9 protein-coding genes are annotated in these 14915 nt (G+C 36.0%); 1 reads left to right on the top strand and 8 read right to left on the bottom strand.

Translation table 11 applies throughout. The annotated features are described in order from the left end of the window. Positions 1-24: 24 nt before the first annotated feature. The 5 genes from QLQ95_RS21890 to QLQ95_RS21870 all read right to left on the bottom strand — a co-directional run bounded on the left by QLQ95_RS21890 (position 25) and on the right by QLQ95_RS21870 (position 11006). On the bottom strand, positions 25-6309 hold the full coding sequence (locus tag QLQ95_RS21890) for an MBG domain-containing protein (RefSeq protein WP_482501664.1): 6285 nt from the start codon (positions 6307-6309) through the stop codon (positions 25-27). A 14-nt stretch (positions 6310-6323) separates the two neighbouring features. Further along, the gene (locus QLQ95_RS21885; RefSeq protein ID WP_482501662.1) at positions 6324-7454 is read right to left on the bottom strand and encodes an ABC transporter substrate-binding protein; all 1131 of its coding nucleotides are present in this window, start codon (positions 7452-7454) and stop codon (positions 6324-6326) included. A 49-nt stretch (positions 7455-7503) separates the two neighbouring features. Next, positions 7504-8091, bottom strand: coding sequence for a phage tail protein (locus tag QLQ95_RS21880; protein ID WP_320494967.1), 588 nt, complete (start codon positions 8089-8091; stop codon positions 7504-7506). A gap of 210 nt (positions 8092-8301) precedes the next feature. Continuing rightward, positions 8302-10656: a mechanosensitive ion channel family protein gene (locus QLQ95_RS21875; RefSeq protein WP_095930038.1), complete on the bottom strand. Its 2355-nt coding sequence runs from the start codon at positions 10654-10656 to the stop codon at positions 8302-8304. A 104-nt stretch (positions 10657-10760) separates the two neighbouring features. Beyond that, positions 10761-11006, bottom strand: coding sequence for a redox-active disulfide protein 2 (locus tag QLQ95_RS21870; protein WP_320494968.1), 246 nt, complete (start codon positions 11004-11006; stop codon positions 10761-10763). Positions 11007-11095: 89 nt separating this feature from the next. Between QLQ95_RS21870 and QLQ95_RS21865 the strand changes: the two genes are divergently transcribed. Next, positions 11096-11389, top strand: coding sequence for a winged helix-turn-helix transcriptional regulator (locus tag QLQ95_RS21865; protein WP_320494969.1), 294 nt, complete (start codon positions 11096-11098; stop codon positions 11387-11389). Positions 11390-11521: 132 nt separating this feature from the next. On the opposite strand, the gene QLQ95_RS21860 is transcribed toward QLQ95_RS21865, so the two are convergent. The 3 genes from QLQ95_RS21860 to QLQ95_RS21850 form a co-directional block, all read right to left on the bottom strand. After that, on the bottom strand, positions 11522-11851 hold the full coding sequence (locus tag QLQ95_RS21860) for a DUF4870 domain-containing protein (RefSeq protein WP_095930035.1): 330 nt from the start codon (positions 11849-11851) through the stop codon (positions 11522-11524). Between the two features lie 133 nt (positions 11852-11984). Continuing rightward, entirely contained in the window at positions 11985-12725 is a 741-nt protein-coding gene (locus QLQ95_RS21855) for a LytR/AlgR family response regulator transcription factor (RefSeq protein ID WP_095930034.1), read from the bottom strand. 4 nt (positions 12726-12729) lie between these two features. Next, positions 12730-14748, bottom strand: coding sequence for a sensor histidine kinase (locus QLQ95_RS21850; RefSeq protein ID WP_482501659.1), 2019 nt, complete (start codon positions 14746-14748; stop codon positions 12730-12732). Between the last annotated feature and the right edge of the window lie 167 nt (positions 14749-14915).

Raw genomic sequence — 14915 nt, 5'->3', positions numbered from 1 at the left:
GTAATTTTAAATTAAATCTCATTTTTATTTCACCAATAAGTTGATTGTTTTTAACTGGCCGTTTGCCAATTTAAGAACGACAACATATAAGGCTGCCTGCGATGGAGCGATGATTTCATTTTTGGCTTTTACATTTGAAATAGTCTGAACTAATTTTCCTGTAATGTCATAAATAACCACCTCAGATCCATTTAATTGAGAATCGCTAAAATCACACTCTAAAGTAAATTCAGCTCCAGGTTTAACTGGGTTTGGATAGATTTTTATCTTTTTGGTAAAAACTGTTCCAGTAGTCTCAATTGGACAAGATTTAATTGAATTTCCGTTTTTGTCTTTTGCAATTACGTAATAGCTTCCGTTTAAAGGCTGAGTCTCGCTGTAATATTGGCGAGTTGCACCAGAAATAGCTACTCCGTTTTTATACCATTGCCATGCCACGTAATTGTTCGATTTATTATCAAAGAATAGCACATTTGCCCACTGTTGTGTTACAAGTCCAGAATGGCTAACTTCTATTGGTTTAACAACCGCTGTAGCAGCATTATGATTTTGATCACCATTTTGTACAGCTGTAATTGTTGAGCTTCCTGATCCAGTGATGTTTAATGTTGATCCAGAAATTGTTCCTAATGCTGCATTTGCAATAGTGTACGAAATTGGTAATCCGCTGTCTGCTGTTGCAGTTAAGGCTGCGTTATTAGAATCTATACATCCAAATTCTAAAGTTTGGTCCCAAGTGATTGTTTGGTCGGCTTTAGTAATTTCAAATTCTGCACCAGTAAAAGCAATTGTATAATCTGCGCCAGCACTAATTGACCCTAACTTAATATTGTATTTTCCAACATTTTCACCAGCATCTCTAGAAAGCAGACCTGTAATTATTGAAGGTGTATCTCCGTTAGCAAAACCTAGTGGTGTGTAATTAAATGCAGGATCTTCTGTGCCGTATACTTTTGTATGTCCTGCTGCTGCAGTTATAGTAAGAGTATATTTTTGAGTCGTGAAACTAACTTCATTTCCATAATTAACAAAACCATTACTATTTATAGCATAAGTTCTAACATAATAAGTTCTGTTTCCTCTAAGACCGGATAATGAATTTGTGAATGTTCCTAATGCGGCAGAAATATTTATTTTAGTATCTGCTGTAGTAGGGCTTGCATGCTGTGCATATACAAAACCAACTTCTGTTAAACAAGATCCACTATCTGTATTTATTCCGTCTGCAGAAGCAGTTCCAGATAAAGAAGCACTATTGACAGTTATTCCAGATACAGCAACAGTATTTAAGGTAACAGGATTTACAGGCTGCAATATTTGTACAGTTAATGAAGCAGTACAAGAATTGTCATCTGTTACAGTTACAGTATAAGTTCCTGTTGTAAGACCCGTTGCTGTTGCAGCCGTTCCTCCAGATGGAGCCCAAGAGTAAGTGTAAGAACCTGTACCACCAGTTACATTTACTGTAGCCGATCCGTTGTTTCCATTATAACATGAAACTTCTACAGTAGTAGCGGTTAAAGTTAAAGCATCTGGTTCTGTAATTTCAATCGTATTAGTAACAGAACATGAGTTTTCATCTGTAACGGTTACCGTATAAGTTCCTGCTGTAAGACCAGTTGCTGTTGCAGCAGTTCCGCCAGAAGGTGCCCATAAATAGCTGTAGTTTCCTGTTCCTCCAGAAGCCACTACAGATGCGGTACCATTATTTCCTCCGTTACAAGATACATTTGTTTGTGTGTCTGTAGCCGAAAGCGTGTTAGGCTCTGTAATTTGTACAGTTTGTGTTACAGTACATCCATTTGCATCGGTTACGGTAACAGAGTAAGTGTTTGGACTTAATCCGGTTGCTGTTGCAGTAGTTCCTCCCGATGGAGACCAAGAGTATGTATAAGTTCCAGTTCCTCCAGAAGGAATTACCGTTGCAGTACCATTATTTGCTTGGTTACATAAAACATCTGTTTTGTCTATTGTTGCAGTAAGTAAAGCAGGTTCAGCAATAGTTACACTTGCTGTTGTCTCACATAAGTTGCTATCTTTTATAAGTACAGTATAGGTTCCCGCCGATAGGCCAGTTGCAGTTGCAGCAGTTCCTCCAGAAGGAGACCATTGGTAGCTATAAGTTCCAGTTCCTCCTGTAACGCTTACAGTTGCAGATCCGTTTGAACCACCATTACAAGAAACATTTGTTTGAGATACTGATGGAGTAAGTGCATTAGGTTCTGTTATGGTAAAACTTTGTGTTTTGGTACATAGATTAGCGTCTTTAACAGTTACCGTGTAAGTTCCAGCAGAAAGTCCATTTGCAGTTGCTGCAGTTCCTCCAGAAGGAGACCATGCATAAGTATAAGTTCCCGTACCTCCAGTTACAGTTACTGAAGCAGATCCGTTTGATCCAGTGTTGCAGGTAACATTTGTTTGTGATGGAGTTATATTAATTGCTGAGGGTTCAGTAATGGTAAAAGTCTTGACAATAGAACATCCGTTTGAAGAAGTAATAGTCACCGAATAGTTTCCTGCGCTAAGATTCACTGCTGTTTCAGTATTACCGCCATAAGGTGCCCAAACATAAGTAAATGGTCCAGGAGCTCCAGATGGAATTACAGAAGCGCTTCCAGTTGATGAACCGTTACATAGTACATTGGTTTGAGCGGCGCTAGCAACGAGAGTATTAGTTGTAGAGATAGTAAAGTTTTTGGTAAGAGTACATCCATTTGCATCTGTAATTATACAGCTGTAATTACCTGCTGCTTTACCTGTAATGAAAGGTGTTGTCTCACCTCCTGGCGACCAAAGATAGCTATAACTTGGTGTACCACCAGATGGTGATACACTTGCTTCTCCACCTGTTGAACAGGTAGCGTTAATGTGAGTAGTAGTAGCGCTTAATGGAGCAGCTGGCTGAGTAATAATGAATGTTTTTGTTATGAAACAACCATTGTTATCTGTGATGGTACAAGTATAAGTATTAGCGGTTAATCCAGTTGCTGTTGCAGCAGTTCCTCCAGATGGTGACCATGAATAGCTATAGTTAGGAGATCCGCCAGAGGCAACAACTGTTGCTGTACCTGTTGCAGAACCATTGCACAAAACTTCCGTTTGTGATTGTGTTGCTGTTAGGACTGCTGGTTGGTCGATAGTATAACTTTGTGCAATCTGACAGTTATTAGCGTCTTTAACTGTAACTGTATAGGTCCCAGCTTGAAGACCAGTTGCTGATGCTGCAGTTCCTCCAGTTGGAGCCCAAGAGTAAGTATAAGTTCCAGCTCCGGTTCCTCCACTAACAGATGCCGTAGCCGTACCATTCGTACCTCCGTTGCAAGAAACATTAGTTTGGCTTGGAGTTATTGATAGAGCAGGTGGCTGGGATATAGTAAAGTCTCTATTTGCTGTACAGCCATTAGCATCGGTTACCGTTACTCTATAAGTGCCAGCAGAAAGTCCTGATGCGGTAGCAGTTGTTTGGACAGGAGTTGTATTCCAAGAGTAAGAATAACTAGGAGTTCCTCCTGATGCTATAACCGTTGCTGTTCCATTACCGCCTGTATAACAAGAAGTATTGTTTATAGTGCCTGCTGTGGTTGTAAGTGCCGTTGTTGGCTGTACGATTGTAAATGCTTGGGTAGCCTGACAATTATTAGCATCAGTAACTGTCACGGTATAATTTCCTGCAGCAAGTCCTGTTGCTGTTGCCGCAGTTCCTCCAGAAGGTGCCCAAGAATAAGTGTAGCCTCCTGCTCCTCCTGTTGCATTAACAGTAGCAGATCCAGTTAGATCATCACGACAGGCTATATTGGTTTGAGCTGCTGGACTTGCAACTAAAGCCCCTGGTTCTGTAATGGTAAATGATTGCGTTGTTTGGCAACTATTAGCATCAGTAACCGTTACGGTATAAGTTCCAGCAGTAAGACCTGTTGCTGTTTCAGCAGTTCCCCCTGATGGAGACCAAGAATAGGTATAACCTGGAGTTCCTCCTGTTGCTGTAACAGTTGCAGATCCAGTTGCAGATCCGTTACATAAAATATCGGTCTGTCCAGCTGCAGATGCGCTTAAAGCTGCTGCTGGCTGGTTAATTGTAAAACTTCTAGTTGTTTGACATGCATTAGCATCAGTTACCGTTACCGTATAAGTACCTACTGCAAGCCCTGTTGCTGTAGCAGTTGTTTGAACAGGAGTGGTATTCCAAGAATAAGTATAACTAGGAGTTCCTCCAGTTGGCGCTACAGTTGCAGTACCATTAGCGCCTCCATTGCAGGATACATCTGTTTTTCCTCCTCCTGTTGCTGCACTTAAAGCTGCTGCAGGCTGATTAATAGTGTAGGAGAATGTTCTTTGACATGAATTAGCATCAGTTATCTTAATGCTGTATGTACCGGCGGTAAGTCCTGTCCTGTCTTCAGTAGTAGGCCCATCATCCCATATGTAGGTGTAAGGACCGATTCCTCCGCCAGGGGTAACGTTTATAGCTCCTGTATTTCCTCCATAACACGCAACTTGGGTTGTAGAACCTATCCCTGTAATTGCAGGAGGCTGAATTACGGTAATGCTATTAATCGTTACTTGGCATGAATTAGCATCTGTAATAGTGACAGAGTAGGTACCTGCTGTTAGGCCTGTTCTATCTTCTGTAGTAGTTACTAGATCATTCCATAAGAATGTATAAGGTCCAATCCCTCCAGTTGGAGTAAGATTTATAGCTCCTGTATTTCCTCCGTTGCAAGCTACATTGGTTACAACAGTTGTTCCGCCAAGTGCTGCTGCTGGCTGGCCAACTGCTATATTACTTACAACCACACTACAATTGTTAGAATCGGTAATAGTAACAGAATATGTGCCTGCTGCAAGATTTGTTCTGTCTTGCGTTGTTATTCCGCCTCCCCAGTTATAAGTGTAAGATCCACTGCCTCCTATAGGAGTTAGATCTATAGATCCATTATTGCCTCCGTTACAAGATACATTACTAATGGTAGTTGTTCCAGAGATAATAGAGTTTTGAGTTATATTAAAGATTTTGGTTATCGAAGTTCCTTCGCCATCTGTTATATTAACAGAATAATTAGATGGCGATAAACCTGTTATTGTTGCTGCAGTCGAACCATTAGACCATGCATAAGTATAAGGTGATTTTCCTCCCGAAGGAACTACTGTTGCTGTCCCATTATTGGTACCATTACAAGTATTTGTTTGTGATTGTGTAGCAGATAGAGCTGCGTTAGTTGTAAATGAGGCCGTATTTCCGTATCCAATTCCTACTGAATTTTCCGCATATGCTCTATAATATATCGGTATTCCTGGAGGAAGTCCAGTTACATTTACGGTAAAAGTACCAATACCATTAAGTGTAGCCGTTGATAATTTTGTTACTCCACCACCACCTATCACAGGATTTGTCGTTAATGACCAAACGATACCTCTATCTAGAGTACCAGTATCGCCACCATTATTGTTAAAGCCTCCTAATGTAGCAGTTAGTGCTCCAATATTTGTAGCAGGAGTTGTTGTAGTTACTGTTGGAACTGATGTACAAGTTAAATTTGGAGAATAGTTGCTAGGTAAAATTCCTTGGGTAGTACCAGGAGGAGTTGTACTTGCGGATGTGATTGTCCAATTAGAATAATTATTGATACTTGCTCTTAAAGCAGTAGAAGTACCAGTTAAAGTACCTGTATATTTTGCGAAATATTGACTTTGCTCTGTTACACCAGGAAATAAGGCAACACAATTTACTCCGTTAGTTAATCCCGGTGGTATGATACTTTCTGCACCGCCGAGATTTAATAAAACTTCGTCATTATTCCAATGTGTATCAGGGTCATAATTGGAAGAATTAAAATCGCCATGAATACCTGCTAAGAAAGTTATGGTAGTTGGTGAAATTACGGGTCTCATGACATTACCAACACTCTGGTATGCAAGCATCTGATCTCCTGAGGATAAGTTAAAATTGTAAGCAGGTCCTTCTGGATTAATTACAAAATCAGAAGCTAATCCTCCTGTTACTGTAAAAGTATTTGTAGCAGTTTCTATAACAGAAATGATTTTTCCACAAGTAACGCCAGCAGGTATTGTCCATTTGATGTGTGGCTCGTTACTGGCTATCCAGCCATTTGCATAGAGACCTTCTTCTGTAAAGTATACAATCTCTCCAGCAGGTAGATTTTTTAGGGCTATAAAGCTGAAACCATCTTGACCTCCTATATCAAAGCCAATAAAAGCGATATCACCAGGGCCTAAAGTCTGTCCTTTTATATTTTGATGTAAACCAAAGACGCAAAAGAACGTAAAAAATAAGAGTAATTTTTTTTTCATAACATACAATTTAGTTAATGACATAGATAAGCATTGTCCCAGCCTCCTATATGGTCGGGTTTTGTTAGTGAGGCAAAAGCTTTAATAAAACCGCCATCGTTTAATAACGTTTCAATTTTTCTAAAGCTTATAGTGTTAAAAGAATCCAAATTTAATTGGTATATATAGTGATTGAATAGTGTTCTGTTGGTTGTGGTATCAAATCGGATATTACCTCTTGGGCCATCAATATCTAATTTGTACATTTCTTCAATTAAAGAGCTTGTTTTTAAACTGTTAGCATTTAAAAGTATATTCTTTAATATTAATCCATTTTCGTATCCTAAGACTGAAAAAAAAGAAGGAATATCGTTGTAAACCTCTTTATAAAGTGAAGTAAAATTGGTTGAAGTAGTATCATTTTGCATCCAGCTGCTCACTACATAAAGCTCAGAAGGATTATTTTTATACTCCTCCAAAATTTTATCGTTAATAAAAAAAGGAGTTACATAAAAAGGATACTTTTGAGTAAGTTTATTTTGTTTCAGAAAAGTAGCATTCTCTTCAGCATATAAACCACTATAAAACGCAAAAACAGCATTGGGTTGCTGTGTATTTATAGTGTGATCCATATGTAATGCTTCATTTTCTCTTGGCATAAAAGGAGTAATATAATGTCCCGTAAATTGATTTTTTTCTTTAAATGCATATTCTAATGCAGCAAGCAAACCATATCCTGAATCATAAAATGAAGTAGAAGAGGCTATTTGATATTTTTTATTGGTAAAGTATTGGCCTAAATAATAGCAAGAATCTGTTAGTCCTAATGAATTTATAAATATACCTTCATATTCAGATGTTTGATAAGGAGTTGTTGCTCCTAAATCTGCGGCCAAAAATAAGATGTCATTATTAGAAGCATAATTATAAACTTCAGACATGTTGCAATGTCCCATAAAACCAATTATAATTGATACATCTTCTTGAAAGTTAAGTTTCTGAATTTTGTCAATTATTAGTTTTTCATCAGCGCCAACACCAATACTCTCTACAAAAAATTTTACGTTTAAATTATTGAGTTTTAAACCCCTTACAAAATCTTTGTCTAATGAAGGATACTGTTGCGACTTTGGAATTAAAATGCCTATTTTAACGTCGTTATCCATAAAATGAGATTAGAAAATAGAGGCAAAAAAATGCCTCTATTTAAGTTTGTTAATTTCTAGAAGGGAAAATCCCAGATAATGCAATACACATATTGATAGCAAGATATGGACTGTGTAAATCAAAAGGTTGAGTGCCTCCAGCTATACTTGTGCTTCCTCCTAAAGTTGCAGTTGCAGAAATACCGCCTATTTTAGCAGTTCCAGTTCCTGGTTCACTGTAGATATTTGGTGTTGAACCGCCTGAAGATAAAGAGTTGTTTCCATTATCAGTGTCGTTAGAAATCGTTCCTCCAGTTGCAGAATTAGTTGTTAAAGCTAATGAAACAGTACCAGTTGTAAGGCTATGTACGTGGGCAGGCATGTTTGGCGTTAATAAAGTCATCGTTTCGCTACCTGCTTTTTGGCCTATTACAAAATTGCTTAAACCTGGTCCTTGACCAAAATGAATAGGAGTTCTTCCTCTTAGATCAGGTAAACCAAATGTGGTGACACCATCACCGCCATAAATTGTGCCAAGCAATGAAAATAAAGCTGAATTCTGAGTGATTGCTACCAGCTGGCCATTACAAGCAGCCCAGCCTCTAGGTGGGTAATTAAATGCGAAACTCAAAATTGTTCCCATGTATACTTCCATCATAATTTTTAAGATTTAATAGTTAATGTTAGTTTTCGTAGTATTTTACTACAATGCTAAATTACTTTATAACTAAATTGTGGGTACACGGGTTTTTACCTGTTTTTAGTAAAATGCTATTATTTAACATATTACTATAAAAAGATAGAAAAATTGCAAATTGTAAGGCATAAAAAAAGGCGGTAATCAATTACCGCCTTTTTTGTCTTAAATCTAACTTGAGAAAGTTAAACCTTTGTTTTTGAAACTGATATAAAGTTCCTGTCGTGCCGAACTTATTGTTTCTTCCGTTCGATAAATACTGCACCAAAACTTGATTAAAAGTTTATATTTTCCGTCAGAAATTGAGCTGTAATATATTTGTGATGGTTTTGAATTGTTTACCAATGGTAGATTAGCAAGCGTTTCATTTACTACAGTATTAATTTCTTCTGGGATTGTTTCTCCATTAATTTCAAAAGTGATTTCAACCAGTTTAAAATTGTCAGTATATGTCCAGTTGGTGATATTTTGAGATAACAAGTTACCATTCGGAATAATGATTTCAGCGCCGTTTGGAGCATTAATTTTAGTGGTACGAAGTCCCATAGACTTGATTCGGCCAGATTCTGAACTAATTTCTACAACATCACCAACCTGAATTGGCTTATCAAAAATCAATATGATTCCCGAAACAAAATTATTAACCACATTCTGAAGCCCAAGTCCGACACCGACACCTAAAGCTCCCAAAAGAATACTCAATTTATCTAATGGCATTCCAGAAGCCGCAACAGCAAGCAGATAACCGCTTATTAAAACAACCAATCTTGTAATAAGTAATTTGGAGTGCTGTCTTTTATTGATGTTCTCTTCGTTTTCATCGTCAATTTCGCCAAAGAAATAAGCAACATATTTCTGTAGTAAGTGCGCCGCCCAAATAATAATAAAGAATAAAACAACATTGCCTAAAGTAAACGTAATGCTTCCAATGGTATTTGGATGACTTAATAACTTCGCTAAAGCAGCGCGAAGTGATTCCCAGATGTTCAAATTTGAAGCAATTACAATCAGCCACATATAGCTAATGGCAATAATAAATGGCTTTTTCAAAGTGTCGGATAAACTTTCGTAATCAAACATTTTTTCAATTCCTCTTTTTACTCTAGTCGTGTAGATTTGAAGCAAAATAATTTCCAAAATAATCTTCAAAAGCACACTTAAAGCAACAATTTGAGTGAGCGATATAAAAGCTGTAATGCTTAACATATTAGAAAGAGAAACTCTCCCGAATAAATTATAAAGAATAGACAAGACATTTAAGCTAATAAAAATGATACTTGCCCATTTAAAAAAGCCTTTTATATAAAGTTCTTCTTTAAGTGTTTTAATCTGAACCAAACCGTAACGAATACCTAAAATATTAATGGCTACAAAAGCCAATCGTTGCAATAATCCGATTGTAATAAACAAGTCTAGGAAACAAAGAGCAAAGAACAATCCTAAAAGGAAAAGCCAATTTCTCATGGCAACTCCAGACCATTGATTTTTGAAAAGGAAGATTAAAACCCCAAGCAGGAAAAGCTGAATTAATTCTAAAAATAGAGCAGGAGCGTATAAATTGGAGACTACAGCAATGTTTAGCGCAATGACTAAAACGGGCAATAAAACCCCTCGATTTAAATATTTAAAGTTTAAAAGCTGTAGGTTTTCAGCATAACCGTTTGTAGTAAGGTATTTGATATTTCGAGAAATATACCAAAATAAAAGACCCATAAAGAAAAATAGCGTAATAAGCCCGCCAGCTTTGTAACCTAAGTAATACGCAGCGACATTTTCTTCAATTATGATTTTTGCCTTTATATTGTGGGTTACTTTTTTCTTTGTGGCAGAATCGTTAATCTGCCATAAAGAAGGATATTCTTTATTGAAAATACTGATTCCAGATTTCTCCAGTTTTCCTTCAACGGCTACCAAGGCATTAGAAACAGAAATTTTTCGCTGTACGGTAAGTCGTTTTTTATTGTTTAAAGTAGTTTGATTTTTCGTCATTAAACTATCAGTTGCAAGATATCTTTTTTTAAGACTTCCGAATTCCTTCTGAAACTGTTTGCGACGAATAGTATCTTTTAATAAACTAATTAAAGTTTTGTCTTTACGTAGATCAATTACACGTTTTTTGATGTTCTCAAGATCCAGATTTTTAGCATTAATTGCTTTGTTCTGTTCTTCTAATTCTTGTTGGATTTCTTGTAGAACCAATCGGTACATTTGTTGGTTGCGCACATTCGGATTTGCTCCTTTTAAACTAGCTAAGATCAAATCCAGCTTGCTTTCTGTACGTTTCATTTCGCCAAAAAGATGACGCGTATCGCCTGCAAAATCAATATCATTGTAGGCAGATTCTAATACTTCACTGGCTTTTTCAATGGCCATTAAATAATCGCTGTCTGTGGCTGTAGAGTCGTTAAATAGTCTTCCGCGGCTTTCTTTTTTAACGGTTTGTTGCTGTTGCGCGTAGTTGAACTGCGAAAATAATAGAAGTAAAAATAAGGAGGAAAAATAAAAAGTCTTTTTGCTAATAATCATAATTTTTGGGCTTATTTAGGGAACCCAAATGTAATTTTTTTTGCAAGACTTTTAGTTAAGAAAAATGAAATTTAAATAAAGAAAAACGATCTCATTTTGTGCTTCTATTCGAGGTTTCGTGTAGCGATTTCTTCTTGAATCTCTTTTAGAAAATTAGAATTGACAATAAGAAAAGCCATAGATAAAGGAAAGACCATTAAAGATAGAAATCCTTTTTTGAGGAAAATAAATACAATAAGGAGAAGTAATAAGATGGCAATTAGAATCAAAACCTTAATGGTTGTTTTAATTGTTTTTTGCGTTTTTAATAACTCTTCGATACTCATTTCGCTTGGTTTCTTTGCTTTCATTTTATATTTTTACTTAGAATTAAAGCAAATTTTAATTAAAAAACGTTCGAAAACAATAGGTCAATTTTTTTTGACTACCCCAATTAATTATGGAAGAAATAGAAACTTGTCCAGCACAAAGACTCTTAAAAATGTTATCTGGCAAATGGAAAGCAGAAATTTTTCGTTTGGCTACAGAATCGCCTTTACGTTTTAATAATTTGCTACGCCAAATTCAAGGCTCAAATAAGCAATCTTTGGCTACAGCTTTAAAAGAATTGGAAGAAGAAGGTTTGTTGGAAAAGGTAACTATTAAACTAAAACCTCTTCATATCGAGTATAATTTAACAGAAAAAGGAAAAGCTTTAATTCCTGTTTTTCAGCAATTGGAAGGTTTGGCATAAATTTTTAGTTTTTGTTTTAAAAGTAGAAAGATCCTCAAATACTATTCGGCGCTACCATAGCTACAGAAGTTCTCTGAGAATCATCTCCTACATCCAAAAAATAAAAACGTCAGCTAAAAAAAGCAAGACCGATTAGTCAATAAAGCTGAATTTATCTTCAAAAACTTGTCCAACTAACGGAATTGGTTTCTTTTGTTCGTTAGCCGCATTTATGATTCCGAAAATCCATAAAATAAAAATAACGTATCCGATATAGCTTAAAAAGTAAAGCGCTGGAACGATAGTTACAATAATAGACAAAGCAACATTTACGACTAAAGAAACCAGAAAAATTCCGAATCCTTGTTTTAAATGGTATCTCACCAAATCACTTTTAGGTGTTAAATCTTTACTTTTAACAAAAGCTATAATCCAACCAATAATAGTGACATAGCTAAGAATAGAAAGGGTTTTATTATTCATAGTTTAAGTTATTTATTGGGTCAAAAATAGAAACTAGGAATAGGACCTGAAACAGTTACTTTGTCTACTGTGCTTTTTGGTTGGTATTGGTTGCATTTAAATCGGTAAGAGGTAAAATGTGTTTTTTAAAAGGTTAAATTTCTTCTTTCATTAATTTGAAAAATTGCTCCTTTTTTCCTCGTGAAATGGGCACAACCGATTTGTCATTCATATGAACCATTCCTTCGCGAGAATAACTTATAATAGAATTTACATTGATTAAATGCGATTGATGAATGCGGAAAAACATTGGAGGCTCCAGCAAATCTTCATAATTTTTTAAAGGTTTAGAAACCATAATTTTTCGGCCATCGGTCAAAAAGAAAGTGGTGTAAGAACCCGAAGTTTCGCATCTTGTAATTTGTTCTAATTTAACTACATACATAGCCTCTTGTGTGGGCAATATAATGCGGTCGGGAGTTTTGGTAAGGTTATTTTGCAGTTCGCTTAATTGCTGTTTTTCTAAAACTCTTTCTTGTAAAAGCGAAATCCTTTCAATTGCAGTTCTAAGTTCGTCTGGATCAATTGGTTTTAGCAGATAATCTATTGCGCTGTATTTGAAAGCATTAATGGCATGCTGCTCGTAAGCGGTTGTAAAAATAAGATGAAAAGAGTTGAAGGAAATTTGTTTTAGAACATCAAATCCAGTTCCGTTTTGAAGCATAATATCCATAAAAACCAAATCGGGCTGCATGCGGTCAATTAATTTTACAGCTTCTTCGACACTTTCCGCGTAAGCGATAATTTGAATTTCTTCTGGAGCAACCATTTCCAACATAATGGATAAAGCTTCGCGAATGCGCTGTTCGTCTTCTATAATGATAGTTTTGTACATTTTTTTACAATATTGGAATATTAATAATAACAATGCAGCCCGTTTCTCCGTTGTCTGCATTGCGCTCTAAAACCTGAAAACCAGCATACGGATGGTCTTTTTGCATTTTTGCTAATCTTTCGTCAGTAATTGTCGTAGAAAGAGAGGTATGATTTTCGTTTGTTTTCAATTTTCTCGAAGCTGTAAGTCCGATTCCGTTGTCTTTTATGGTGCAGATTAGATTTTTTTGTTCCGTTTGCTGTGAGAAATTAATCTGCAATAGACCTTTTTCTTCTTTTGGTTTTGGTTTTAATCCGTGTTCAACAGCATTTTCAATAAAAGGCTGAATTAAAAGTGGCGGAATAAGAATGTCCTCTTTAACAGATTCGTCACAAACAATCGCATATTCAAAACTATTATTAAGACGCAACTGCTGCAATTCGATGTAATTTTTTAAAGTACCAATTTCTTCTTCTAACGAAATGGTTTCCTTTCTCGATTGTTCTAGAATCTGGCGTGTGAGTTTGGCAAATTTATTCAAATAAGAAACTGCCGGAATCGTATCTTTCTGCAAAATCATACTCTGAATATTTCCCAAAGCATTAAAAATAAAATGCGGATCCATTTGAGAACGCAATAATCTTCTTTCTAATGAAAGTCTAGTTGCAAGGTTTTCAATGGTTTCTTTTTCCATTAATTGCAGTTTCAATTCACTGTTGGTTTGTTCTTGCTTTAAAATTTCCTCACGCTTTAAATAATAACGCTGCCTGAAATAGTAGGAACGAAACATAAAAACAAGTCCAAGCAATAGAACTCCAGCAATTCCGTAGCCTAAAAGTTTATTTTGCTGCTCCAACTCATTTTCCAATTCAAGCTGTTTTATACGCTCCATTTTCTTAGAAGACTCAAATCTGGCATCTGCATTTTGCAATAGCTTCTGAGTGGTTTCATTATATTTTAACTGATTGTATTTCGTAAACAAGGTATCGTAAGCATAATACGCTTCAAAATCATGACGTTTTGCAGAAACTTCTTTTAAGCAATTGTAAAAAGTAGCCAATAAATAATTATCGGTATAAGGTAAACTAAGCTGGTATTTTATTCCTTCAATAAAAAGCATTTCGGCTTTTACATAATTTCCTTTTTCGGTATAATAAAAACCTTGAAGGCCTATGGCGCTTCTGTAAATGATTTTAATATTGTATTTTTTTGCAATTGCAGTAGCTTTTTCGAGGTTGTCAAGCAATGCAGTTTCATTAATTGGTTTCGGACCTTTAGAATAAAGATCTGCCAGATTGATGTAGGCGATTCCGATGTTGCTTTTGCTAATGATATCAAAAGATTCTTTTTCGGCAAGTGCAACTGTAGTTTTCAAAAAATCTAAAGTCTTTTGCCAATCTTTCTCTGTTCCAAATTCGAGTTTATCGGTCAAATAACCTCCGTAAGCCAATCTTGCATACAATTTACTTTCTGGATCTTTTGCTTTATAAGCATGTTCTAGAGCCTCTTGCGCATATTTATGAACCTTTTCTGGCGATGCCGGAGAAAATAGATACGATATATCGGACGCAATTTTAGCACATTGATCATGAGCATTTATTTTTGAGAAAAGGGTATACGAATGCAATAAATGGTCGATGGCCTGAGGCTTATCATCTATATAAGACTTTAAATTTCCCATTGCTAGAGAAGCAAAAGCTTTAACTCTTATTTGGTTGCTTTTTTGAGCTAAAATATAAGCTGTGTCTGCATAACGAGTAAATTCTTTTAAATGCAATAAACGCCTTTGTGTAAGAGCGAGATACGAATAACAAATAACCTCATCGTCGATATTCTTTTTTTTCTTGGCTAAAGCAAGAGCTTGCTGCTGAATTTTTTTACTGGCAGACGAATCAGAAAAACGTTTGGAATAGCCATAGGAAGCAATCTTTTCGACAGCCGAAATTTGTGCATTTATAGGGGCGATGAAAACCAAAAAAAGAAACGAGAACAACCATTTCGTTTTCCTGTTTTTAATCTGATTTAAAGTAGTTTTTTCGTGCATATATTGTGGTAATTGATGCCAAAGTACAAATTGAAAATAGACTGACCAAAAAAATCACCCCTCAAATTTGACAAGAAATTCCCTTGTAAAGTCTCTGTGTAGAAGTGGTTAAAGAGCTCTTTTTCTCGATACTGGCATAGAATTACCAAATAAAAATCTAAAGCATC

This window comes from Flavobacterium sp. B330r (genome assembly GCF_056824325.1).
The sequence above is the reverse complement of the archived record's forward strand: the minus strand, read 5'-3'. Positions and strand labels throughout refer to the sequence as shown.